Below are 23,959 nucleotides of genomic sequence, written 5' to 3'. Positions count from 1 at the left end.
CGTGTTCGAGGAGGCCCCGTTGATGGAAGAAGCATTTCTGGCGTACACCGCCGGCCACGCCGACGGTTCGGCCGGGCGGCGTGACACCCATTCCGCCGAGGACCCGGAGACCGGGAACGACTACCGGATCGGGGTGGTGGACGGCAGCGTGGCGGCGTTCCAGGCCGAACTGGTCGCCGAGGTGCGCCGGCTGCTCGGCGAGACGCACTGACCCCCAGCAGCCCCGCTGAGCGCCGGCCGAGGCCGATCGGTCGGCGCTCAGCGTCGTCTCACCCCGTACCGCCGGGCCGTGCAGGTGTCCTGAGCAGGCGATTTCCCCGCAGGCGGGTACCCGCTTTGGCATCCGGTGGCCGGCTCGGCTAAGGTTTCCTTCGTCGCCAGGGAAACCTGACGCAACGCGGACGTGGCGCAGTGGTAGCGCATCACCTTGCCAAGGTGAGGGTCGCGGGTTCGAATCCCGTCGTCCGCTCGGAGAGGCTGTTGCCGGTTCCATTGGGCACCGGCCTGCTCGGTGGAGTGGCCGAGAGGCGAGGCAACGGCCTGCAAAGCCGTGTACACGGGTTCAAATCCCGTCTCCACCTCGCAAGCTGTGTGATGAACACAGCGTGAGGGCGATTGGCGCAGCGGGAGCGCGCTTCCCTGACACGGAAGAGGTCACTGGTTCGATCCCAGTATCGCCCACGAGTTGCACGGGCCGTGTGTTCGCAGAAAGCGCGAACCGCGGCCCTTCGTCATATCTGCTCCGGGGGCCGAGCCCCGGAAGCCCCGCATCACGGTGAGTGTGGCCCGTGGGTGGCTCGCGGTCACTGCTTCTGTGGTTTGCGGCTCTCGGGTGATGGTGTCGCCGGGGGTCAGCGGGTGGCTGCGGCCAGGAACATGGGGATTGCCAGCAGGAGCCGGTCGGTGGCGGCTCGGTGGTTCTGGTCGGCTGTCCACTGTTCGGCTTCGGCGGCGGTGATCGTGCCGGTGTCGTGGGCGGCGGTGGCGTGCTTGGCCAGCAGCAACCGCGCGGCGGCGTCAGTGCGGATCATGGTGTGCACCTCGAGCGTGACGTCGGTGAAGCCGCCGTCGAGCAGGAGGTTGCGGTAGGCGCGGGCGATCCGCGGGTGCGGGATCGTGTCGGCCCGCGCCGCGATGATCCGCCGGGTGAGTTCGCCCAGGCCGGAGTCGACGATCATGGTGTCCCAGTCCTGCCCGACCAGCACGATCCGCCCGCCCGGGGCCAGCACCCGCCGCGCCTCGGCGAGTGCCGACTCCGGATCGGGCAGGACGTGCAGGACCTTGTCGGCCCGATAGCCGTGGGCCTCGCCGGCCGCCAGCGGCAGGTCAGCGGCGTCGGCGGCGCGGACGTCGGCCCCGGGGAACCGCTCGCGCGCCGCGGCCAGCATCACCGGGTCGGGGTCCACCCCGATCGCCCGGGCCCCGCGCTCGGCGAGTTCGGCCACCGCACGCCCGGTCCCGCATCCCACATCGAGCACCGTCGCGCCCGGGTTCAGCCCCAGCAGCTCGTAGCCGCGCTCCCGCAGCGCGACCGCGCCGGGCGTGCTCTCCGCGGCGTCGAGCATCCGGATCAGCGTGGTGACATCGATGTGGTCACTGTGCGTCTTCAGCATCCGCCCACTCTGCGACTTAAGGTCGACCTGAAGTCAACCGTCACGGAGGTGCGGCGTGGAGTACGCGATCGGCGAGCTGGCGGCCCGGTGCGGCGTGGCCACCCACGTGCTGCGCCACTGGGAGCAGGTGGGCCTGCTCGCCCCCGCGCGCCGGGTGGCGTCCCGCCGCGCCTACAGCGAGGCCGACCTCGCCCGGGTCGCCGAGATCCAGATCTGCAAGGACGCCGGCTTCACCCTCGACGAGATCCGCGACCTCTTCGCCGCACCCACCCTCGAGGAGCGCCGCGCCATCCTGCGCGCCCAGCTGACCCGGGTCCGGGAACGCATCACCCGCTTGACCCTCTCCCGGACCCTCCTGGAACACGGCCTGCGCTGCCGCCACGACGACCACCGGGCCTGCGCGCACTTCCAGGAGATGATCAGCGCCCGCCTCGGTGGCGTCCCCCTCGCCGAGGCCCTCGACCACCCCTGAGCGGGCATGTAGCGCCCTTTTCGGAACAAGCTTTCCGACGTACGATATAACGTACAATCCTGGAGGGTTCATGAAGGTCATCACTGCTTCAGATCTACGCGCCAACCTTGCGAACGTCTTCGACGCGATCGAGGACGACGCTGAACACCTGGTGGTCACTCGGAGCGGGCATGAGCCGCTCGTCGTCATGCTCAAGAGCGACTATGACGCGTGGCGGGAGACCGAATACCTGTCTCGTGGCGCCAACGGTCGTGAACTGCGTCGACGCATCGCGGACATGGAGGCGGGCGCGCAGGTCCAGCATGAGTTGGAGGACCTCGACGCCGGAGGCGTTGCGTGAAGCTCCTCTGGCACCCGCAGGCCTGGCAAGAGTACGTGAACCTGCAGGCGAGTGATCGAAAGATCCTTACACGCGTCAATGCCCTCATCAGGGACATTCAGCGAGGTGATGAGGGGGGTATCGGTAAGCCGGAACTCCTCAAGGGCGATCTGGCGGGCTGGGCGTCACGGCGCATCACCGAGGAACACCGGCTTGTGTACCGCGTCGTGGAGACACGGGGGCAAGTAGAGATCCTGTCCTGTCGCTACCACTACGGCGACCGATAGCTGCTACGGGGCCAGGGCGTCGCGGAGGAAGGTGGCGGCCTGGGTGGTCGCGGCTCGGGCGGCGTGGGTGTCGCGCAGGGCCGCCAAGGTGGCGAAGTCGTGGATGGTGCCCTGGTAGCGGACCGCTGTCACCGGGACCCCGGCCGCGCGGAGTTTGGCGGCGTAGGCCTCGCCCTCGTCGCGCAGGACGTCCGCCTCGGCGACGATGACCAGGGCCGGGGGCAGGCCGGCGAGCTGTTCCGTGGTGGCCCGCAGCGGGGCCGCGGTGATCTCGGCCCGGGACGGGACGTCCGGGGCGTACTGGTCCCAGAACCAGGGCATGGTCTCGCGACGCAGCCAGTGGCCCTCGGCGAACTGGTGGTACGAGTCGGTGTCGAACGTCGCGTCGGTGACCGGGTAGAGCAGGGCCTGCGCGGCCAGCGTCGGACCGGAGCGCTGCTTGGCCATGACGGTCACCGCCGCGGCCAGGTTCCCGCCGGACGAATCGCCGGCGATCGCGATCCGGCACGGGTCCAGCAGGTGGGCGGCCCCGTGCACCGCCACCCACTCCAGCGTCGCGTAGATCTCCTCGATGGCGATCGGGTAGCGGGCCTCCGGGGCGCGGCTGTAGTCGACGAACACGATCGCGGCGCCGGACTGCACGGCCAACTCCCGGACCAGGCGGTCGTGGGTGTCGGCGTCACCGGACACCCAGCCGCCGCCGTGGGCGTACAAAATAGCTGGAAGCGGACCTGTCGCGGCGGCCGGGCGAACGAGCCGGAGCCGGATCCGGCCGGACGGACCGCCGGTGATCTCGACGTCCGTGGTCGCGGCGACCGGCAGCGGCACGTTGTCGCCGGTCTGCGCCGCGGCGAACGTCTTGCGGGCGAGCTCGATGCCGAGCTCGTGAAGGTACGGCGGCAGCGCGGTGTCCCGCGTGAACTGCTCGGCCGCGGGTTCCAGCACCGGCTTCGGATAGCTCATGACATCAGACTTCCGTCAGCGTCCCCCGCGCGTCGTCCGTCGAATGACTGCATCGCCGGCAGCTGCGTCCGGCGGGTCACTCCGAGGATCGGATATGCCCTGCTCAGGTGGGTTCCGACGGTGCGCGCCGAGAGCCCGAGCCGGGCCGCGATCTGCGGGTTGGTCAGCCCCTGCGCGGCCAGCCCGACCACCTGACGCTGCTGCGGGGTGAGCCCGGCCGCCGGAACACCGGGCCGGGGCGGTGCGGCGGCCGCGGCCAGTTCCGCCTCGGCGCGGTCCCGCCAGGCGGCCAGCCCGGCCGCCGCGAACACGTCCCGGGCCGCGCGCAGCAGCGGACGGGACTCGGCGGGCCGCTGCCGCCGGCGCAGCCACTGTGCGTAGTCCATCCGGGTCAGCGCCCGCTCGAACGCCCACTGGTCGGTGCCCGGGTCGGCCAGCGCCAGCCGGAAGAACGTCTCGGCCGCCGGGTCCGGGCCGGCCAGCAGCGCCCGCGCCCGGTGCCAGACCGCGGTCAGGCGCGCCGAGCGCAAGGCCCGCACCCTCGGCTCGGCCGCCGCGACGAGCACGGCGATTTCTTCCGTACGATCGAGCCCCGCCGCGACGAGCGCCAGATCGGCGAGCGCCAGATCGGCGACCCGGTGGTGCGCGGGCCGGCCGTCCCGGTCGAAGTGCCGCCGCAGCCGGTGCCGGGCCAGGGCGTGCTGGCCACGGATCCCAGCGATCAGGCCCTGCGCGCGGTCCAGCCGCAGGTCGTGCAGCGCGTGCCGTCCCGGCTGCAGGGCGTCCCGGGCGTCGCCGAGACGGTCGGCGGCGTCCGGATCCTCCCGGAGCAGGGCCACCGCGGCCAGGGTGGCGAGCGCGCCGGCCGCGGTGTCCGACGTGGTCGTGCCGTGCCGGGCGGTGTCGCCGAACTCCAGGGTGCGCAGCGCTTCGGTCCGTGCCGCGTCCAGGTCTCCGGCGTCGAAGTGCGCCCAGGCGAGGGCGCCCAGCGCGATCGGGCGGATCAGGCCACCGGGCGGGGCGAGCGCACCGGCCCGGGAGAGGTGACCGACGGCCAGGGCGGTCTCGTGCCGGGCCATCGCGATCGTGCCGAGCAGGACGGCGCGCTCGTCGGGCGCCAGGTGGTCCGGCTGCTGCGGCCGGTGGTACGCGTTGATCAGCCGCTGTGCGTCACCGCCCGGGTCGGCGTCGTCGACCACCGCGCGCGCCCACACGGCGAGCGGGCCGGGTGCGCCCGGGATCAGGGCGCGTACCTCGTCCCGGATCTGGTCGTCGCCCCGCAGCCAGGCGACCCGGAGCAGCTGGCCGAGCCCGGTGGCGGCCAGCGAACGCGCCGGGGTCAGCTGCCGTTCCCAGGCCGGTTCGCCCGCCATCCGGGCCTGGTGGGCGGCGAGCCGGTGCCGGGCGTCGGCGAGCCCCGGCTCCGGGCTGCGGGCGGCGGCCAGCCCGAGCGCGTATGCGGCGGCCCGCACCCGGCCGGACCTGGTCAGGTCGGCGCCGGTGCGTTCCAGGTGCGCGGCGACGGACTCGTCGGGGGTGGGCTCGGCGCGGGCCAGGTGCCAGGCGCGGGCCGGATCGTCGTACCGGAGAAGGTCGGCGATCTCGCGCCGCGCGGCCCGCCGGCTGACCGAATCTGCCCGGTCGAGCACGGCGGCCCGGACCACCGGATGCCGGAAATGTCGCCCGGGGCGCAGCACGCCGCTGTCGATCAGCCCGGTCCAGATCGCCGGGCTGATCGCGGTGGTCAGCGCGGCGGTGGTGTGCGGGCCGGGGGTCTCGGCGGCGGCGGCGACCAGCAGCGCGGCCCGGAAGTGGTGCTCGTCGAGGGTGTCGACGGCCGGCGCGAGGGCGCGGCGCAGGCGGGGCGGGACCGGGAGCTCGGTGGCGGTCGGCGGGAGCTCGGCCGGCGGGGGGAGATGGCGGGCGAGTTCGGTGAGGGCGAGGGGGTTGCCGGCGGCCTGGGCGAGCAGCAGGCGGGCGGCGGGGTGGGCGCGAGCACCGGGGATGCCGGCGAGGAGGCGCTCGGCCTCGAGGCGGGTCAACCGTCCGATTCGGATCGTGATCGCGCTGCGGTCCGGCGCGGCGTCGGCGGTGGGTTGCGGTGGTGCCGCGGCGTTGCGGTCCGGCGCGGGGTCGGTGGTGGGTTGCGGGAGTGCCGCGGCCAGGAGGGGGATGTGGGTCTGTGCGGCGATCACGGTACGGGAGAGCGCGTCCAGGCGGTCCAGGTCGTCGACGCACCAGAGCTGTCGGCCCCGGGTGGCCAGGTGCTCGGCGAGCAGGGCGACCGCCTCGGGCAGCGGGGCCGGGGTCACGTCGGGGGCGTCCGCGCCGAACAGCCGGGCGAACGCGGCCGCGGCGGGCGGGGGGAGGGCGACGGTCTCCTGCTGTACCGGGTTGAGCAGGCGTTGCAGGCCGGCGCCGGGCAGGGACTCGTCGCCGGGCAGTGCGCGGACTGCGAGCACGGACATTCCGGTCGGCGCGTGCCGGCGGACGGCCTCGGCGAGGAGCGCGGAGCGGCCGGTGCCCCGTTCGCCGAGGACCAGGACCGAGCGGCCGTCGCACAGGGCGGCGGTGATCGCGGCCAGCTGTGCGGAACGCCCGATGAGGGGCACGGTCATGCCTGCCCGGCGATGCGGCCGGTCTCCTCGGCTTCGGTCATTTCCGGCCGTGAGATGAAGGCGGTCACTTCCGGCAGCGTGGTGAAGGCGGTCTTTTCCGGCAGCGTGGTGAAGGCGGTCTCTTCGGGCGGGGTGGTGAAGGCGGTGCGGAGGTAGTCGGTGATCTGGGTGATCGCGGTCCGGGCCGGTGAGGTCCAGCGCAGGGCGTCGAGCACCGCGAAGTCGTGGACCGCGCCGAGGTAGCGGGTGACCGTGACCGGGACGCCGGCGGTCCGCAGGCGGTTGCCGAAGTCCTCGGAACGGTCCCGGGTCACGTCGGCCTCGGCGGTGATCAGCAGGGTCGGCGGGAGGCCGGTGGGGTCCGGGGTGCCGATCGGGTCGGCGAGGGCTTCACCGCGGGGGGCGTATTCGTGGCAGAGCCGCCGGACGTCGGCCAGGCGGAGGGCGGCGCCGGTGGCGAAGTCGGATGCGGAACGGTCGCCCGGTGCGGGACGGGCGATGGGGTAGAGCAGCACTTGGGCCACGAGCGGGGTGGGGCGGTCGAGCAGGGCCAGGGAGAGGGCCAGGGTGGCGCCGGCGCAGTCGCCGAGCAGGGCGATCCGGTGCGGGTCACCGGGGATCGGGAGAGTGCCGGAGCGGATCGCGGCCAGGGTGGTGGCCAGTTGGGTGATCGCGACGGGGTAGCGGGCCTCGGGGACCCGGTCGTACTCCGGCATCACCACGATGGCGCCGGTCTCCCGGGACAGCGTGGTGGCCAGGCGGTGGTGACTGGACCAGCCGCCGAGGACCCAGCCGCCGCCGTGGGCGTACAAAATGATCGGCGCGGAGACCGCGCCGCGCGGGATCACCAGATGGACCGGCATGGCCTCGCGTCCGGTGGTGATCTCGATGACCCGGTGCTCGAGGTCGGCCGGGACCTCCGGCGGGGCCTGCATCAGGTCCAGCGCGAGGCGCGCGTCGTCCGGGCCCATCGCATAGAGGAACGGCGGGTGCAGGGCACCGTCCGCCAGCCGGCGAGTGGCATCGTCCATTGCGGTCACGGGCACCTCATCGCGGTTGTGGATCATTGCTGGCGGTCCAGGGCGGTGACCAGGTCGCCGAGCTGGGTGCGGTTGGTGACGCCGAGCTGGGGGAAGAGCCGGTACAGGTGGGAGCCGATGGTGCGCGGGGACAGGAACAGGCGTTCGCCGATCTCGCGGTTGGTCAGCCCGTGCGCGGCCAGCCGGACGATCTGCTCCTGCTGGGCGGTCAGCGCGGCGAACCCGTCGCCCTCGGCCGGCGGCGCGGCGATCCGCAGGTCGGCGTGCACCCGGCTGGTCCAGGCCGCGGCGCGCAGCCGTTCGAACGTGTCCAGCGCGCCGACCAGCACGTCACGGGCCCGGGCCGGTTGCTGGGCGCGGCGCAGGCGGTCGGCGAACTCGACCGCGAGCACGGCCCGCTCGAACGGCCATCGATGCGTGCCGGGGTCGTCGAGCACCGCGGCGAGCCGCTCGGCGGAGGCGGCCGGATCCGGGATCAGGAGCGCGGCGGCCGCGGCGAGGCGGGCCCGTCTGCGACTGGTCAGCCAGGAATCGCCGGACGCCAGGAGCACCCGCTGGTGGATCGCCCGGGCCTCCGCCGGGTGGCCGGCGTGCCGGGCCGCGGTGATCAGATCCGGTAGTACCAGCATCTGCCACGGGTGCGGAATCTCCGCAGCGGCGCGGAGCGACAGGTAGGCCTCACGGTGGTTCCCGGCGGCTGCCGCGGCGACACCGCGGGCCCAGTGCAGGCGCAGCGCGAAGACCGGTTCGCGGGGCTCCGCATCCCCACCAGCCTGACCGAGAGCGATCGTCGTTGTCTCGGGGGTGCTGCGAGCTCGGCCGAGGCCGATCACCGCGAGCTGGACCTGGGCGCCGGTCCGGAGCACCGGGGCCTCGGCCATCACCGGGGAGGCGAGCAGCGGCACCAGCCACTGCTCCGCCTCGACCCAGCGGCCGGTGTCGATCAGTGCCCAGCAGGCGGCGCCGGGCGCGGCGAGGAATGCGCTGGCCGCGGTGCCGTCGATCGCGGCCTGCACCGCGGGCCCGAGCAGCCGCAGGGCGTGTTCCGGCTCGTCGCACAGCAGAGCTCCGGCGCCGGCCGACGCGGCCCGGCCGATCTCCGCGGGCGCGACAGGTTCGGGCACCGCCAGGATCGCCGCCCGGACGTCCTCGCCCGGCCGGGTCAGCGCCCGCGCCAGGAACCCGTCCCCGGAAGCGGTGGGCAGCGCGGCCCGCAGCGCGGCGAACAGCGGCCCGTGCCCGAGCAGAAACGCCGGAAAAGCGCTCGTCTCGACCAGCCCGCCCGGCACCGCACCGGCCGGCGGGGTGGCGTAGCCGGTGAGAGCTTCGGTGAGCAGGGCCGCGGCGTCGGGTACCCGGCCGTGCATGGTCAGGACCCAGGAGGTGAGGGAGGTCAGCGCGGCCCGCAGCTCCGGGTCCGGGTGGGGTGTCGCGCGGGCGCGGGCCAGGACACCGGTGGCCCAGCGGATCCGGCCGACCGCCGCCGCGCGGCCGGCCGCCTCGAGCAGGACCGGGGCCCGGTCGGCGGGTGGGAGCAGGTCGGCGGCGCGTTCGAGCAGGCCGATGGCGGTCACCGCGGCCGCGCCGTTCAACGGGCGGGCGGCGGCGATCAGCTCGGCGGCGAGGCCCGGGTCGGTGCCGTCGGCAGCCTCGGCCCGGTGCCACAGGGCGCGGCGCGGATCGGCGGTGACCTCGGCCAGCATCCGGTGAGCCCGGCGGCGTGCGCCCGCACCGGCCGCGTCCAGCACCGCGAACTCGACGAGCGGATGCCGGAACCGGACCACCGCGTCGGTCACCGTGATCAGCCCGGCCGCCTCGGCGGGCTGCCAGTCCGCGGGGGTCAGCGAAGGCTCGGCCCGGGTCAGCACGGCGACGCTGCGCTCGCCGGCCGCCACCAGGGTCAGGGCCCGCCGCACGGTTTCCGGCAATTCTCGTACGCGACGAGCGAAGACCTGCGCGACGCCGCCCTCTCCACCTGCTCGGTCCTCCGGGAGGATCCCGCGGCTGCCGGCCACGGTCGCCGCCACCGGGGTGGGGTCGGACAGGGCGCCGTACTCCCGCAGCGCCAGCGGATTGCCGGCCGCCCGACGCAGGATCTCCCCGCGGGCCGAGCCGGTGGGCGCGCCCAGGCGGTCCAGCAGGTGGTCCGCCTCCCGGTCGGCCAGTGGGGGCACCGGGATCTGGCGCAGGAGTTCGGCGAGTTCGACCGGGAGGTGTTCGGTGCGGCTCGCGAACAGCGCCACCACCGGCAACTGCCGCCAGGTCAGCACCGAGGCCAGGGTGAGCAGCACGTCGAGGGTCTGCGGGTCGGACCGGTCCACGTCGTCGACCACCAGCACCAGCGGTCCGTCGCCGGCCAGCAGCGAGCAGGCGGCACAGACCGCGGAGCGCAACGCCAGCAGATCCACCGGTGCGGCCGGGGTCCGCGGGGTGAGGGCGGCGCGCAGGGCCCGGCGCTGCCCGCCCGGCAACTCGTCGAGATCGGCACCGCCGAACAGCGCGCGGAGCACGGCGTACGGTTCCGCGCCCGCCTCGCCGGTCGCCCGGATCACCGGGAAACCCCGGTCCCCGGCGTACGAGACGAAACGCTCCACCAGCGTGGTCTTGCCGATCCCGGCGGCGCCCACGAGCAGCGCCCCGGTGCTCTCCGGCCGGTCCCGGTCCAGCAGCGTGAGCAACTCGGCCCACACCCCGGCCCGGCCGATCAGGCCCGGTGCGTCCCGGTCGAGATCCATCCCGCGTCCTCCCGGCCTGCCGACGATGGCCCGCCCAGTCTGCCCGCGCCCGCGGTGCGTCCCAAGCCGCAGTGACCCGTCCCACCAGGCCCGCGATCTGTGATTACCTGTCATATGAGCCGGTTCGACGTGGGGGTGACGGTTCACCAGGAACCCGGAGAACGGAGAAACCGATGCGTTACCTGATGCTCTCGAAGACCCAGGACAACCAGCCCGACGAGAAGCTCTTCACCGAGATGGCCGCGTTCATCGAGGAGATGACGGCGTCCGGCGTGCTGCTGGCCACCGGTGGCCTCGACGCGTCCGGCTTCAAGCTCACCTCGGCCGGTGACCAGGTGACGGTCACCGACGGCCCGTTCACCGAGGCCAAGGAGGCGATCGGCGGGTTCGCCCTGGTCGAGGTGCGCTCCCGGGAAGAGGCGATCGAAATCGGCCGCCGCTTCCTGGCGATCGTCGGTGACGGCGAGAGCCTGGTCCACGAGGTCTTCAGCTGATCTGATGATCGACATCCGGGCCACGGTCGGCGTCGTCTGGAAGCAGGAGTCCGCGCGGATCATCGCGGCGCTCCTGCGGATGGTCCACGACGTCGGCCTGGCCGAGGAGCTCGCGCAGGACGCGCTGGTCGCGGCGATCGAGCAGTGGCCGGTCCAGGGCCTGCCGGACAACCCGGGCGCCTGGTTGACCACGATCGCCCGGCGCAAGGCCGTCGATCACCTGCGGCGTTCGAGCAGATTCGACGGTACGGACATGGAGCCGCCGGACAGCCCCGCGGCGTCGTCCGGTGACGACGTTCTGCGGCTGCTGTTCATCTCCTGTCACCCCGTACTGGAAAAGCCGGCCCGGGTGGCATTGACCCTGCGCGTGATCGGCGGCCTCAGCCCGGCCGAAATCGCGCGGGCCTTCCTGATCGGCGAATCGGCGATCGCGCAGCGGATCGCCGCGGCCAAACGCACCCTGGCCGATTCCGGCGTCGCTTACGGACTGCCGGACGGTCCCGAACTCGTCGGCCGGTTGTCGTCGGTGCTCGAGGTCGTGTACCTGATTTTCAACGAGGGCTACTCGGCCACGTCCGGCGACGACCTGATGCGTCCCGGCCTGTGCCTGGAGGCGCTGCGGCTGGGCCGGCTGCTCGCCACATCGGCGCCGGACGATCCGGAAGTGCACGGGCTCGCCGCCCTGATGGAGATTCAGCAGTCCCGTGCGGCGACCCGGATCGGGCCCCGCGGCGAGCCGGTCCCGCTGCACGAACAGAATCGCGGGAAATGGGACCGCCTGCTGATCAACCGCGGTTTCGCGGCCATGTTGCGGGCCCGGTCGGCGGGTGCCGGGAAAGCGCCGGGACCCTACGTTCTGCAGGCGGCGATCGCGGTCTGTCACGCACAGGCGAGCACCGCCGCGGCAACGGACTGGGCCCGGATCGCGGTCCTCTACGACGCTTTGGCGCGACTGTCGCCGACCCCGGTGGTGCGACTGAACCGGGCGGTCGCGGTGGGGTTCGCCCGGGGTCCGGAGGCCGGGCTGGCCCTGGTCGACGAGCTGCGGGCCGACCCGGTGCTCCGGGACTACCACCTGCTGCCCGGGGTGCGCGGGGACCTGCTGCTGCGGGTGGGCCGGGTGGCCGAGGCGCGCCGGGAGCTGGAACGTGCCGCGTCCCTGACCCGCAACGCCGCCGAACGTGACTTCCTCCGAGCCCGGGCGGAAGCAGCCGCCGGCCGGCTCCGCCCCGACGTGCCCGCTGCTGACGCGGCTGCTGACCAGTTTCGGTCTGGTGCGGACGCCGGGGAGGGGCCGCTGCTCGGCGCGGCGGTGGACGATTTCCTCGGCGGGTTGCGGCCGGTGACCGCTCAGGCGTACCGGAAATCGCTCTTCCGGATGCGCCGGGCCCTGGGCGAACGGACTCCGTTGACCACCCTCGATCCGGCCGGCGTAGCCGCGGTCGTCGCCACCCTCTGGCCCGGCGCCGCGCCGCGTGGCTGGAACCGGCACCTGGCCGCGTTCCGCTCGTTCGCCGCGGCGGCCGGATTTCCGCAGCTCGCGAGCGGCCTGCGCAACCGGCCGGTGGAGCGTGCCGCCCGATCACCCGCAGACTCGGCCGGCGCGCACGATCCGTGGGACCGGGTGGATGTCGCGGTGCGGGAGCGGGTGCTGTGGCTGATGGTGCGGGAGTCGGTGGCGCCGATCGGTGCGGTGCTGGCGCTCGACGTCCAGGATCTCGATCTCGTGGCGCGCCGGGGGCCGGGGGTGAGCTGGGGGGAGCGGACGGCGGCCCGGTTACCGGAAGTGATCGCCGGGCGCACCCGAGGGCCGCTGTTCCTCTCCGACCGGCGCCCGGCCCCGGCCCGCCGGCCCGCGCCGGCCGATCTCTGCCCGGAGACCGGGCGGCGCCGGCTCTCCTACGAGCGCGCCGAATACCTGTACAAACAGGCCACCGGCCACACCCTCCGCACCCTGCGCCCTTGACCCCACCCCGCGTGGGGACTTTGGGTGCGGAGCGCGCCGCAACTTCACACGCTGGGGAGGGGACGCATCAGCCCGGATGCGGCGTCGCGGTCGGGAGGGAACAACCGCGTCGCGTTGAGCCACGGGACCGGGCAATGCTTGTGGGGACCTTCAGGTCGTACCGAAAAAGGGTTTATCGGTAGGCGGCGTGGCCGGTGAGGGTGTGGCCGATGACCAGGGTGTGGATCTCGGAGGTGCCCTCGTAGGTGAGGACCGACTCGAGGTTGTTGGCGTGGCGCAGCGGTGAGTACTCCAGCGTGATGCCGCTGCCGCCGAGGATCGTGCGGCACTCGCGGGCGATCGACAGGGCCTTGCGGACGTTGTTGAGCTTGCCGACGCTGACCTGGTGCGGTTTCAGGGTGCCGGCGTCCTTCAGCCGGCCCAGGTGCAGTGCGAGCAGGGCGGCGGTGTTCAGGTCGACCGCCATGTTGGCCAGTTTTTCCTGGGTGAGCTGGAAGGCCGCGATCGGGCGGTCGAACTGGACGCGGGTCTTGGCATAGTCCAGGGTGCTGCTCAGCGCGTCCCGGCCGGCGCCGGTGGCACCGAAGATGATGCCGAAGCGGGCCTCGTTCAGGCAGCTCAGCGGGGCGCCGAGACTGCGGGCGCCAGGCAGCCGGGCGGCGTCGGGCAGGCGCACGCCGTCCAGGATCAGCTCGCCGGTGATCGACGCGCGCAGCGAGAGTTTCTGCTTGATGGTGCGGGTGGTGAAGCCGGGGGTGCCGCGCGGGACCAGGAAGCCGCGGATGCCGTCCTCGGTCTGCGCCCAGACGGTGGCGATGTCGGCGATGCTGCCGTTGGTGATCCACATCTTGGTGCCGGTGAGGATCCAGTCGTCGCCGTCGCGGACCGCCCGGGTGCGCATGTTGGCCGGGTCGCTGCCGAAGTCCGGCTCGGTCAGGCCGAAACAGCCGATCGCCTCGCCGGCCGCCATCCGGGGCAGCCACTCGAGTTTCTGCTCCTCCGAGCCGTACTTCCAGATCGAGAACATCGCCAGGGAACCCTGCACCGACACGAAACTGCGCAGGCCGGAGTCGCCGGCTTCGAGCTCCAGACAGGCCAGGCCGTAGGCGACCGCGCTGGTGCCGGCACAGCCGTAGCCGTCCAGGTGCATGCCGAGCACCCCGAGTTTGCCCAGCTCCGGTGCGAGCTCGCGGGGGAACGTGCCCTCCTCGAACCACTCCGCGACATACGGCCGGACCCGGTCGGCGACGAAGCGCGCCACCGTCTCCTGGATCTGCCGTTCCTCGTCGCTCAGCAGGCCGGCGATGTCGAGCAACTCGAGCGGGTCGGTCATCGTCATGCGTCCTCCAAAGAAGCTTCCCCGGCAGTATGCCGCCTGCTGGGCACCCGATTCAGCGATGGTCCCCGGCGGGCGGCCGTGACTACGGTGATGGCCAGCATTTCCGGCACGGGGCGATCACCGAGAGGACACGATGGCCGAGGCCAGCACGCTCGACCACCTGAGCCCGGGTGACCACGCCTGTCTGATCTTCGACGACGAGCCGCTGCGGGCCCGCAGTGTGGCGGCGTACGTCCGGGCCGGGCTGCGCGAGCACCACCGGATCCTCTACCACGGGCAGCGCGCCGACCGGCTGCCCGCGCTCCTCGCCGAGCAGGGCATGGACGTCACGAACGCCCTGGCCAGCGGGCAGTTGTCGCTCGTCGAACCGGGCCCGGCGTACCTCAGCCTGGCGGCCTGGAAGGGCGAGGCGACCGCGTCCCGCGCGGCGGGTTACCGGGGCATGCGGGGCATCGGCGACATGTCCTGGGCCAGCCGGCGCACCCTCGTCGACGAGCTGTTCTGGTACGAGTCCCGGGTCAACCGGATCTTCGCGGACGGCTACGCGATGGGTGTCTGCCTCTACGACCGCCGCCTGTTCAGCGAGCCGGAGCTACGGCGGCTCACCCGTTCGCACCCGGCCACGATCAGCCGGAACACCGACCCGGAACGGGTGCCGCTGCTGCGCGGGGTGCGTACCCAGCGGCCGCTCGGGCTGCGCCTGGAGGGTGAGGCCGACCTGTCCAACCGGCACGCGCTGCGGGCCATGATGGAGCACCTGATCGAGGACACCGTGATGGGCCGGATGCCACTGGTGCTGGACCTGACCCGGCTGCGGTTCGCCGACTCGGCCGCGGCCCGGATCCTGCTCGCCCCGGCCGCGGCCGGCACGCATCGGCTGCGGATCGTCGGGCTGTCCCGGCCGGTCCGGCGGCTGCTGACCTTCCACTGGTCGGGGCCACCGGACCGGGTGTGGCTGGAGTGACCGCCCCCAACGGAGTGACCGGCTACTGCTCGGTCAGGTCGGTCAGCGGGGTCGGCTGGTTGACGTTCGGCGGAGCGTTCCACTTCTGCAGCTCGGACTTGTTGCACACGGCGACCTTGACCTTGCTGGTTCCGTCGCCGTGGAAGTCGTTGGCGACGCCGCTGGCCTGGTCGGTGGGCTGCAGGCAGTAGCCCTTGTAGTCCTTGATCCGGTAGCTGGTGCCGTAGTCGCCGGTGTCGTGGTAGACCGTCCAGGTCAGGGCCTGCTGGGCCTGGACCGCAGCGGTCGTGCAGCTCACCACGGTCACCCAGGACGTGCTGGTGGCGGTGCCCGGCGTCTTGAGGCAGTAGTTGTTGGCCGCGGTGCCGTTCTTGCTGTTGCTCGTGGCGTTGGTGTTGTTGACGATGATCGGCCCGGTCGCGGTGACCGCGGGGAAGACCGGTGTCGGGTGCACCCACTGCTGGTTGAAGTCGACGACGCCGCCCGGGTCCTGCTTGCAGAACCAGGCGATCATGTATGTCGCGGACATCGACTTGCCGGTCACGTCGAGGCACCGGCTGAACTGGGCGTAGTTGACCAGCTGGTTGGTGCTGTCACCGGCCATGCCCGCGCCGACCCCGGTCGCCGACCGGAAGATGCTCGTGGTGGCGCCGGCGGAGCAGCTGCCGAGGGTCACGCTCCGGGTCGTGGTCGACCCGGGTGACGTGACGTTCACGCAGGTGCCGCTCTCGGCCTTGCTCGCGGTGCTGGTGGAGTGGAACACCGAGTTGCCGTCCAGGCTCCACTGGAACGTGGTGGTCCGGACCGTCGGGCACGGCTGGAAGACCAGGGCGTTGCCGGACTGATGGGTCGCGCCGGCGTAGAGACACATGCCGTCCGAGGCACCCGTGGTATCCGAGTTGATCAGCTTGAGGTAGAGGTCCGGGGTGTAGCCGAACTGCTGCCGGCTGCTGCCGTCGCACGGCGCCATCAGGACCGCGGAGCCGTTCACCGGCGCCTTGCTCGACCCGGAGTCCATGCACTGGTTGCCGAGGGTGGAACTGGAGATCCGGATCTGGCCGCCCGGGATGTTCGTGTTGCTGGTGGAGAAGACGTAGGTGGCGGTCAGGGTCCGCTTGACCGAGCCGTCGCCGCCGACCGACGTGACCACCGCGGTGGCGGGTACGTCGGTGGTCGGGCAGGTGGTCAGGTCCTTGCCGTCCTGGTCGCGGTAGACGAGGGTGACCGCGTAGGTGAGCTTGGTGCCGGTGTCGCTCACCCCGGCGTCGCCGACCAGCGAGCAGGGCGGCAGGTTTTCCAGATACCCGTCCAGTTTGTCCGGGTCGGCGGCGGCGCGGACCCGGGCCATCATCATGTCCAGGCCGGCCTGGGCGGCGTTGAGCGCGGTGTTGCGTTCGGCCAGGTTCTGGGTGGACTTGATCTGGCGGAGCACGATCGGGACCATGATCGCCGAGAGCGACATCACGACCGTGATGACCAGCATCGCCATCGGCAGCGAGCCCTCGTCGTCCCGGCGTTGCCCTCCGCCGTCCCGGCGTCGCCCCTCGTCGTCCCGGCGTTGCCCCTCGTCCCGGCGTTGCAGCGAGAGCTTCATGTGGTCGGCCTTCCCTTGCTGCAGTCGTTGGGCGTCAGCTTGCCGGGGTCGGTGAAGACGTTCGCGGCGTTGGTGTTCTGCGCGGTGAACAGCACGTCGAACGGCAGCGTGGTGGTGCCCACCTTGCCGGTGAACTGGAGCCGGACCTGACTGTGCGCGAGCTGGTAGTCGACGCCGACGCCGGAGACGCCTGGTGCGGCCGAGGCGTACGGCTGGGAGTTGACCGTGTAGACGGTGAACGGCGGGGTCGTGCCGGTCAGGGCCAGGTCGGTGGCGATCGTGGTCGGCGTTCCCGGCGTGGTGGCGGGCAGGGTCCAGCTCGCCGTGGTCAGCACGCCGCCCTTGTACGCGAGCTGGCGGCACCCACCGGAGGTGGCGTACTCGAGATACCAGTTGCCGCCCACCTGGCCGGGGGTGTTGAGCCAGTTGGCGTACCGCAGCTCCTTGTCGAGCCGGCGGAAGCTGTTGCTCAGCTGGTCCCGGGCGACGGTGATGGTGTCCGCCCGGTTGACGTTGGCGTAGACCTCGATCAGCCCCCCGGTGACGATCACCAGCACCACCGACATCAGACCCATGCCGACCAGCAGCTCGATCAGGGTGAAACCACGATCGTCGGCGTCGTCGGCCGGGCGCGGGCCGGTGCTCAGGTCGGGATCGTCGATCATGTGATCTTCCAGATGAGGGTGAGGACGCTGGTGGCGGTGACGGTGGTGGCCGTCGCGGTGACCGTGTAGGTGCCCGCGGTGGTCGGCGTCCCGGAGATGACCCCGGTCAGCGTGTTGTAGGTCAGGCCGGCCGGCAGCCCGGTCACGGTGACCACCGGGCTCAGGCCGAGCAACCCGCCGTTGGTGGTCAGGGTCAGCGACGCGGCGGTGCCCTTGACGGTGCTCTGGTCGGCCGCGGTGAACACCGGTGCGGTGAAGACCAGCGAGGTGGTGGTGTTGACGATGACGGCGATCTGCTGGCTCGCGCTGCCGCCGGCGCCGCCGATGCCGTCGGTCACGGTGATCGTCGGCAGGAACCGGCCGGAGACGGTCGGCTTGTCGTTGATGACACCGCTGCTTTTGTTGATCGTCACCCCGGCCGGCAGCCCGGTCGCGGTGTACGTGTAGTTCCCGTCGCCGCCCCCGCCGTTCGCGGTGAAGGTGACCTTCGAACCCAGGGTGATCGCCTGGTCGGCGAGCAGGTCCAGGGTGACGGCGGGGTACACCACGTGGGTGTACGTACCGGTGCCGGCGACGCCGTTCTGATCCTTGACGGTCACCGTGGTCAGGTAGGTGCCGGCCGTGGTGGGCGTGCCGGTGATCGCCCCGGTGGTGGGGTTCACGGCCAGGCCGGGCGCCAGGGCGGTGCCGGTGTAGACGTACGGTGCGACCCCGTTCGCGGCGGTGGCCTGCAGGCTGACCGCGTCGCCGACGTGGTTGGCGGCGTTGGCGGGCATGGTCAGGGTGGGCGGCAGCACCACGGTGAAGGTGATCGGCTCGGTGTCGGTGCGGTTCAGCTTGTCGGTGACGGTCGTGGTGGTGACCGTGACCCCGGCCGTGGTCGGGGTCCCGCTGATCACGCCGGCCGGGGTCATCGAGAGGCCGGCCGGGAGCTTGGCCAGCGTCCAGGTGTTCGGCAGCTGACCGCCGCGCGCCTCCAGCTGGGCGGTGGTGACGACGCCCTTGTAGAAGGTGAGCGACGAGGTGAGGACGGTCGGCGACGGCCGGTGGATGTCGAAGTTCGGCTCCGAGGCGCGCGAGACCAGCGTCGTGATGACGTACTGGCAGGTGTTCGCGGGGTTGCCGGTGGTGCCGGGGCAGGAGTTGTCCGGCCAGCTGACCAGTACCACGGTGCGGAAGAACTTCAGGATCTTGGTGGTGTCGGCCGGCGCGCCGACGGTCAGCGGATAGACGCAGTCGGTGCTGCCGGTCAGGTAGACCTCGCAGGCGCCCACATAGATCATCCGGGTGAACGGCGTGCCCTCGATCGTGCTGACCTGGGCGATGGTGGAGAGCGGCGCGTTGGCGCCATCGGTGGTCGCGGTGGTGTCGTCCTCGTCGTGTTGCACCTTCATGGTGGCCAGGTAGGGCTTGACCACGGCGGGTGCGGCCGCGAACTGCGCCTCGCCGGCCTGCTGGCCGTGCCCGCTCAGCAGCGAGCTGCCCTTGAGCCCGCGGACCTGCTCCATCGCGGTGTCGGCGAGCTGGATCGCGGCCTGCTTGGTCCGCTGTTTGTTCACGTACGTCAGGCTGCTGACGAAGAACGGGGTGCTGGCGAGCAGCGTGACGGACAGGATGGCCAGCGAGACCAGGATCTCTATGAGGGTGAAGCCCTCGTCGCCGTCGCTGTCCAAGGCACGCTCCCGCTGCATTCCGTCCGCCGCGCCGGTCCGTCACGGCGGGACGCCGGGGCCCGGCGTCCAGATGTCGCTCGTGCAGATCATCGGCAGCGGAGGGGGAGCGTTTAGCACTTCGCCACCCGGCACGGACATCCGTCGCGGACATCCGTGCCGGGCGGCGCGGGCTCAGCCGACCGGCACCGGCTCCGGCGACGGCGTCGCGGGCGCGGGCGCGGCCACCGCCCGCGACCGTTCCGGCCGGCGGCGGGACTCCACCATCGTGTAGAGCACCGGGATCAGCACCAGGGTGAGCAGCGTCGAGGTGACCAGACCGCCGATCACCACGACCGCCAGCGGCTGCGAGATGAACCCGCCCGACCCGGTGATCCCGAGCGCCATCGGCAGCAGCGCGAAGATCGTCGCGAGGGCGGTCATCAGGATCGGCCGCAGCCGGCGCAGGCCGCCCTCGACCACCGCCTCGGCGACCGGCAGGCCACGCTCCCGGTACTGGTTGATCAGGTCCATCAGCACGATCGCGTTGGTCACCACGATGCCGATCAGCATCAGCAGCCCGATCAGTGCCGCCACCCCCATCGGGGTGCCGGTGACCAGCAGCAACGCGATCGCGCCGACGAACGCGAACGGGATCGAGACCAGCAGCACGAAGGTCTGCCGGATGCTGCCGAAGACCGCCACCAGGATCAGGAACACCAGGCCGATCGCCACGGCGATCGCCAGGATCAGCTGGCTGAAGGCGTCGCCCTGCTGCGAGGTCACCCCACCCATGTCGTACGTCGCCCCGGCCGGAAGCGCGAGCCCGCCGAGCGCCGACTGCACCGCCGAGCTGGCCGCCCCGGTGTCGTCACCGACCGGCGTGGCGGTGACCGTGTTGGTCCGGTCGCCGTCGATCCGTACCCGCTGCACCGGCCCGTCGACCTGGGTCACCGTGGCGACGCGGTCGAGTCGTACCGGGCCGGCCGGTGTCATCAGCGGCAGCGCCTTGACGGCGGCCAGGCTGTCCGGCGCGCTGGCCCCGGTCCGGACGACCACGTCGTGCTGGGCGCCGTCCAGGGTGACCCGGGTGACGGTGGCGCCCTGCACGGCGGTGCGCAGTGCCGAGACGATCGCCTGGTCACCGACGCCGTAGCGGGCGGCCTGCTCGCCCTTGGCCACGATGCTGATCTGCGGGGCGCTCTCGCTCAGGTCGCTGCTGACGTCCTTGACCTCGGTGACCTTCGCGAGCGCCTGCTGCACCTGCGTGGTGGCGGCGGTCAGGGTGGCGTCGTCAGCGGCGCGCACCGACACCTCGATGGCGCTGCCGCCGCCGAACCCGCCACCGCCGCCGACGCCGATCTCCCCGGCACCGGCAGAGGACAGCGCGGTCAGGCTCGCGGTGATGGCGTCGGCATCCGCGCCGCCGGCCAGGTTGACCGTGTACGAGACGGTGTTCGTCCCGTTCGACGCCCCGAAGAAGCCACCCGACGACCCGATCGTCACCTGGTACGACGCCACCCCGGCCGTCGCGGCGAGCACCTTCTCCACCCGCTGTGCCGCCGCGTCCGTGCCGGCGAGATCGGTACCGGCCGGCAGCGTCTGGGTGACCCGCAGGCTGTCCTGGCCGGAGTCGCCGAGGAAGCTGGTCTTCAGCAGCCCGGCCATGCCGACCGTGCCGGCCAGCAGCGCGGCCGCCGCGCCCAGCACGGTCTTCCGGTGCCGCACCGACCAGTTGATCACCGGAAGGTAGATCCGGGGCAGCCGGCCGGCCCGCTCCTGCTCCTCGACCCGGGCCCGGTGCTCCTCGGCGTCCCCGGTCACCACCGGCGCCTTCAGGAACCAGTACGCCAGCGCGGGCACCACGGTCAGCGAGACGATCAGCGAGGCCAGCATCGCCACGGTCACCGTGATCGCGAACGAGCCGAACAGCTCACCCACCATGCCGCTGACGAACGCGATCGGCAGGAACACCGCGACGGTGGTCAGCGTCGACGAGGTGACCGCCGAGGCGACCTCGCGGACCGCGCCGATGATCGCGTCCCGGCGGTCCTCGCCGTACCCGAGGTGCCGTTTGATGTTCTCCAGCACCACGATCGAGTCGTCGACCACCCGGCCCACCGCGATGGTCAGCCCGCCCAGCGTGAGGATGTTCAGCGAGTAGTCGCGCAGCCAGAGCACGGTCAGCGCGATCAGCAGGGAGAGCGGGATGGAGACCGCGGTGACCAGTGTCGACCGGCCGGAACGCAGGAACAGCACGATCACCACGATGGCCATCAGCAGACCCAGCGCGCCCTCCTCGAGCAGGCCGTCGACGGAGTCCTTCACCTGCGGGCCGCTGTCCGAGACGACGGTCAGCGCGGCGCCGGCACCCAGCGACGCGACCAGCCCGGGCAGCTGTGCGCGGACGTCGTCGGAGATCGAGGACGACGAGCCGTCGTGGTCCATCGTGAGGGACAGGCCCAGGCTGGGCCTGCCGTCCGTACGAGTGATCGATGTGACCTCGGCGTCCGCGACCGTGACCGCGGCGACGGTCTCGAGCTGCACGGGCCTCTTGCCGCCGGCCAGCCAGAGGGACTCGACCCGGTCGAGCGAGGTGATCGAGGCGCCGACCGCGAGGCTCAGGTTCTTCCCGCCCGCGGTGATCGAACCGGCCGACGACGTGCCGCCCAGCGTGCTCAGCGCCGTGATGATCGACTGCTCGGTCAGCCCGGCCCGGCGCAGCGCCGCGGCGTCCGGGGTGACCGTGACGATCCGGTCCCGGGTCCCGGAGACGGACACCTCGTTGACCCCGTCGATCGCCTGCAACGCCGGCACCACCGTCGAGGTCAGCTTCGCCGCGAGGGCGCGCTGATCGGTGCCGGACGTCGCGGCCAGGGTCATCGTCGGCATGTCGCCGGTGCTGCCGGTCAGCACCTGCGGGTCGACACCCTCCGGCAGCCGGGCCTTGGCCAGCGACTCCTGGATGTCGCCGGTCGCGGTGTCGATGTCGGTGTCGTAGCCGAAGGACAGGGTGACGGTCACCGAGCCCTGCCGCGAGGTCGAGGTCATCGTCTCGACCCCGGTCACGGCCTTGACCGCGTCCTCGATCGGCGCGGTGACCTGCTCCTCGACCACGTCCGGCGCGGCGCCCGGATAGGCGGCCAGCACGGTGACGGCCGGGAACGACAGGTCGGGCAGGAGCTGCTGTTTCAGCGAGGACGCCGCGTAGCCGCCGAGGGCGACCACCAGCAGGGTGACCAGGGCCACCAGCTTGCGGTTGGCGAGAGAGATCCGGGACAGATAAGACACCCAGGCAGTCTCGATGCCCGGACCGCCGCGGCGCGTCGTCCGCCGGTGGTCCGGGCGGCTACCACGGTTGCGGTAGTCGGCGCCTGCGGCTACTGCGTCCGCGGACTGCCGGGCCGGACCAGACCACTCTGGTACGCCACCACGACCAACTGCGCCCGATCCCGTACGCGTAACTTCGCCATCGCGCGGTTGACGTGCGTCTTCGCGGTCAGCGGGGAGAGGAACAGCCGCTCGGCGATCTCGTCGTTGGTGAGCCCGTGCGCGACGAGCACCAGCACCTCCCGTTCCCGCTGGGTCAGGTCGTCCAGGGCGGCCGGGGGTGGGCCGGCCTCCGGCTGGGTGAGCAGGTGGTCGAGCAGCCCCCGGGTGGCCTTGGGGGAGAGCAGCGCGTCACCGGACGCGACCACCCGGACCGCGTTGATCAGCTCGTCCGGGCCGACGCCCTTGCCCAGGAACCCGCTGGCACCGGCCCGGACCGCGAGCATCACGTTGTCGTCGTTCTCGAACGTGGTGAGCACCAGGACCCGGACCCCGGCCAGGTCGTCGTCGGCGGCGATCCGGCGGGTCGCCTCGATCCCGTCCATCACCGGCATCCGGATGTCCATCAGGATCACGTCGGCGCGCTGGGCCCGGGCCAGGTCGACCGCCTCCCGGCCGTCCACCGCCTCGGCGACGATCTCGATGTCCGGCTCGGAGTCCAGGATCATCCGGTAGCCGGCGCGGATCAGCGGCTGGTCGTCGGCGAGCAGTACCCGGATCATCTCTGGCCCTCGATCGGTGCTGGTAGTTCGGCGTGAACCGTGAATCGTCCCTGGTCGTCGGCGCGGGCGTGCAGGGTGCCGTCGGCGGCGGCGGCGCGCTCCCGCATCCCGATGAGCCCGTAGCCGTCGCCTTCCCGGTGGTGGTCCGTCACCGTGTTGACCACGTCGATGCGGACGCCTTCCCGGGTGTAGGTCATCGTCAGTCTCGCGTGCCCGTCACCGTGTTTATGGGCGTTCGTCAGGGACTCCTGGATGATCCGGTACGCCGCCAGGTCCACCACGGCGGGCAGCTCCCGCTCCGCGCCGGCCCGTTCGAAGGCGACCTTCAACCCGGCCGCCGCGACCGCGTCCAGCAGCTCGGGCAACCTCGCCAGCCCCCGGGTCGGCTCGGTGCCCGCCTCCGGGTCGTCGGACTGCCGCAGCACCCCGACGATCGCGGCCAGCTCCTTGAGCACGGTGTCACCGGCGTGCCGGATGTGGTCCAGCGCCGGGCGGACCTGGTCCGGACGCCGGTCCAGCAGGTGACTGGCCGCGCCGGCCTGCACGTTGATCACGGCGATGTGGTGCGCGACCACGTCGTGCAGCTCCCGGGCGATCCGCAGCCGCTCCTGGATCACCCGGCCGCGGGCCTCCTCCTCGCGGGTCTGCTCGGCCCTGCGGGCGCGCTCCTCGACCTCGGCCAGGTACGCGTGCCGGTTGCGGGTGGCGTCACCGAACGCGGTGGCCATCCCGATGAACGTGACCACCGGGATGGTCGCGGCGGTCAGCACCGGGTACCGCCCGGAGAGCACGTCACCCAGGTAGAGAGCGACCGCGCAGCCGGTGAAGAACAGCCAGGTCTCGCGCCGGGTGCTGCGGGTCGCCATGGTGTACGAACACATGCCGGCGGCCAGGATCAACAGCGGATGGCGGTCGGCGTTCGTCCAGGAGTGCGCGATGATCGCGCAGGTGGTGGCGACCAGGGCTTCCCGGGGCCACTTCCGGCGGACCGTCATGGCGATCGTCGCGACCACCACGCCGGCGACATCCGCCCAGGTCAACGACGGGATGTCGGCCCGGGAGGCGCGGGCCGTGTAGGCGAAGGCGCTGACGGTCACCAGCGCGACGGCGATCAGCGCGTCGGTGCGGACCGGGCGCCCGGCGAACCAGCGGCCCAGGATCATGCTCCGACCGTAGTTTCCTTCCCGTG

19 protein-coding genes and 3 tRNA genes are annotated in these 23,959 nt (G+C 72.3%); 10 read left to right on the top strand and 12 right to left on the bottom strand.

Annotated elements, in window-relative coordinates; translation table 11 throughout:
* Positions 1–22: 22 nt before the first annotated feature.
* The 4 genes from Apa02nite_RS45845 (at position 23) to Apa02nite_RS45830 (ending at position 681) form a co-directional block, all read left to right on the top strand.
* Positions 23–211: a hypothetical protein gene (locus Apa02nite_RS45845; protein WP_203830757.1), complete on the top strand. Its 189-nt coding sequence runs from the start codon at positions 23–25 to the stop codon at positions 209–211.
* 186 nt (positions 212–397) lie between these two features.
* Positions 398–469, top strand: a tRNA-Gly gene (locus Apa02nite_RS45840).
* Positions 470–510: 41 nt separating this feature from the next.
* Positions 511–581, top strand: a tRNA-Cys gene (locus Apa02nite_RS45835).
* 28 nt (positions 582–609) lie between these two features.
* Positions 610–681, top strand: a tRNA-Val gene (locus tag Apa02nite_RS45830).
* Positions 682–851: 170 nt separating this feature from the next.
* Here Apa02nite_RS45830 and Apa02nite_RS45825 read toward each other — a convergent pair.
* Positions 852–1,613 carry a methyltransferase domain-containing protein gene (locus tag Apa02nite_RS45825; protein ID WP_203830756.1) on the bottom strand — a complete coding sequence of 254 codons (762 nt, stop codon included), beginning with the start codon at positions 1,611–1,613 and terminating at the stop codon, positions 852–854.
* A 55-nt stretch (positions 1,614–1,668) separates the two neighbouring features.
* Here Apa02nite_RS45825 and Apa02nite_RS45820 point away from each other — a divergent pair, with 55 nt between their 5' ends.
* The 3 genes from Apa02nite_RS45820 to Apa02nite_RS45810 all read left to right on the top strand — a co-directional run bounded on the left by Apa02nite_RS45820 (position 1,669) and on the right by Apa02nite_RS45810 (position 2,691).
* Positions 1,669–2,085: a MerR family transcriptional regulator gene (locus Apa02nite_RS45820; protein WP_203830755.1), complete on the top strand. Its 417-nt coding sequence runs from the start codon at positions 1,669–1,671 to the stop codon at positions 2,083–2,085.
* A 70-nt stretch (positions 2,086–2,155) separates the two neighbouring features.
* The gene (locus tag Apa02nite_RS45815) at positions 2,156–2,425 is read left to right on the top strand and encodes a type II toxin-antitoxin system Phd/YefM family antitoxin (RefSeq protein ID WP_067708263.1); all 270 of its coding nucleotides are present in this window, start codon (positions 2,156–2,158) and stop codon (positions 2,423–2,425) included.
* Entirely contained in the window at positions 2,422–2,691 is a 270-nt protein-coding gene (locus tag Apa02nite_RS45810; RefSeq protein WP_203830754.1) for a Txe/YoeB family addiction module toxin, read from the top strand. Before Apa02nite_RS45815 ends, Apa02nite_RS45810 begins: the two co-directional genes overlap by 4 nt.
* A gap of 3 nt (positions 2,692–2,694) precedes the next feature.
* On the opposite strand, the gene Apa02nite_RS45805 is transcribed toward Apa02nite_RS45810, so the two are convergent.
* Genes Apa02nite_RS45805 through Apa02nite_RS45790 form a run of 4 tightly spaced genes read right to left on the bottom strand, consistent with a single transcriptional unit; the run spans position 2,695 to position 10,047 of the window.
* Positions 2,695–3,654 (bottom strand): alpha/beta hydrolase, encoded by a 960-nt coding sequence (locus Apa02nite_RS45805; RefSeq protein ID WP_203830753.1) that lies wholly within the window; start codon positions 3,652–3,654, stop codon positions 2,695–2,697.
* The gene (locus Apa02nite_RS45800; protein WP_203830752.1) at positions 3,651–6,272 is read right to left on the bottom strand and encodes a helix-turn-helix transcriptional regulator; all 2,622 of its coding nucleotides are present in this window, start codon (positions 6,270–6,272) and stop codon (positions 3,651–3,653) included. Before Apa02nite_RS45800 ends, Apa02nite_RS45805 begins: the two co-directional genes overlap by 4 nt.
* The gene (locus Apa02nite_RS45795; RefSeq protein WP_239165035.1) at positions 6,269–7,303 is read right to left on the bottom strand and encodes an alpha/beta hydrolase fold domain-containing protein; all 1,035 of its coding nucleotides are present in this window, start codon (positions 7,301–7,303) and stop codon (positions 6,269–6,271) included. Before Apa02nite_RS45795 ends, Apa02nite_RS45800 begins: the two co-directional genes overlap by 4 nt.
* A 32-nt stretch (positions 7,304–7,335) precedes the next feature.
* The gene (locus Apa02nite_RS45790; protein WP_203830750.1) at positions 7,336–10,047 is read right to left on the bottom strand and encodes a helix-turn-helix transcriptional regulator; all 2,712 of its coding nucleotides are present in this window, start codon (positions 10,045–10,047) and stop codon (positions 7,336–7,338) included.
* Positions 10,048–10,220: 173 nt separating this feature from the next.
* Here Apa02nite_RS45790 and Apa02nite_RS45785 point away from each other — a divergent pair, with 173 nt between their 5' ends.
* Both Apa02nite_RS45785 and Apa02nite_RS45780 read left to right on the top strand, forming a co-directional pair.
* On the top strand, positions 10,221–10,541 hold the full coding sequence (locus tag Apa02nite_RS45785; protein WP_203830749.1) for a YciI family protein: 321 nt from the start codon (positions 10,221–10,223) through the stop codon (positions 10,539–10,541).
* Between the two features lie 4 nt (positions 10,542–10,545).
* Complete coding sequence (locus Apa02nite_RS45780) at positions 10,546–12,507, top strand: RNA polymerase sigma factor (protein ID WP_203830748.1); 1,962 nt, start codon at positions 10,546–10,548, stop codon at positions 12,505–12,507.
* 172 nt (positions 12,508–12,679) lie between these two features.
* On the opposite strand, the gene Apa02nite_RS45775 is transcribed toward Apa02nite_RS45780, so the two are convergent.
* Positions 12,680–13,846, bottom strand: coding sequence for an acyl-CoA dehydrogenase family protein (locus Apa02nite_RS45775; protein ID WP_373873098.1), 1,167 nt, complete (start codon positions 13,844–13,846; stop codon positions 12,680–12,682).
* 133 nt (positions 13,847–13,979) lie between these two features.
* Here Apa02nite_RS45775 and Apa02nite_RS45770 point away from each other — a divergent pair, with 133 nt between their 5' ends.
* Positions 13,980–14,810: an MEDS and STAS domain-containing protein gene (locus Apa02nite_RS45770; RefSeq protein WP_203830747.1), complete on the top strand. Its 831-nt coding sequence runs from the start codon at positions 13,980–13,982 to the stop codon at positions 14,808–14,810.
* A 22-nt stretch (positions 14,811–14,832) separates the two neighbouring features.
* Here Apa02nite_RS45770 and Apa02nite_RS45765 read toward each other — a convergent pair whose 3' ends face one another.
* From Apa02nite_RS45765 to Apa02nite_RS45740, 6 genes are all read right to left on the bottom strand, one after another.
* Positions 14,833–16,404 carry a ricin-type beta-trefoil lectin domain protein gene (locus tag Apa02nite_RS45765; RefSeq protein ID WP_203830746.1) on the bottom strand — a complete coding sequence of 524 codons (1,572 nt, stop codon included), beginning with the start codon at positions 16,402–16,404 and terminating at the stop codon, positions 14,833–14,835.
* Positions 16,401–17,069 (bottom strand): PulJ/GspJ family protein, encoded by a 669-nt coding sequence (locus tag Apa02nite_RS45760; protein WP_203830745.1) that lies wholly within the window; start codon positions 17,067–17,069, stop codon positions 16,401–16,403. Before Apa02nite_RS45760 ends, Apa02nite_RS45765 begins: the two co-directional genes overlap by 4 nt.
* Positions 17,066–18,742 (bottom strand): putative Ig domain-containing protein, encoded by a 1,677-nt coding sequence (locus Apa02nite_RS45755; RefSeq protein ID WP_203830744.1) that lies wholly within the window; start codon positions 18,740–18,742, stop codon positions 17,066–17,068. Before Apa02nite_RS45755 ends, Apa02nite_RS45760 begins: the two co-directional genes overlap by 4 nt.
* 171 nt (positions 18,743–18,913) lie before the next feature.
* Complete coding sequence (locus Apa02nite_RS45750; protein WP_203830743.1) at positions 18,914–22,009, bottom strand: efflux RND transporter permease subunit; 3,096 nt, start codon at positions 22,007–22,009, stop codon at positions 18,914–18,916.
* A gap of 89 nt (positions 22,010–22,098) precedes the next feature.
* The gene (locus Apa02nite_RS45745) at positions 22,099–22,770 is read right to left on the bottom strand and encodes a response regulator transcription factor (RefSeq protein WP_203830742.1); all 672 of its coding nucleotides are present in this window, start codon (positions 22,768–22,770) and stop codon (positions 22,099–22,101) included.
* Complete coding sequence (locus Apa02nite_RS45740) at positions 22,767–23,933, bottom strand: sensor histidine kinase (protein WP_203830741.1); 1,167 nt, start codon at positions 23,931–23,933, stop codon at positions 22,767–22,769. The genes Apa02nite_RS45745 and Apa02nite_RS45740 overlap by 4 nt, the downstream gene beginning before the upstream one ends.
* Positions 23,934–23,959 lie beyond the last annotated feature (26 nt).

The sequence above is a fragment of the Actinoplanes palleronii genome, from assembly GCF_016862315.1.
Lineage (GTDB): Bacteria > Actinomycetota > Actinomycetes > Mycobacteriales > Micromonosporaceae > Actinoplanes > Actinoplanes palleronii.
The sequence above is the reverse complement of the archived record's forward strand: the minus strand, read 5'-3'. Positions and strand labels throughout refer to the sequence as shown.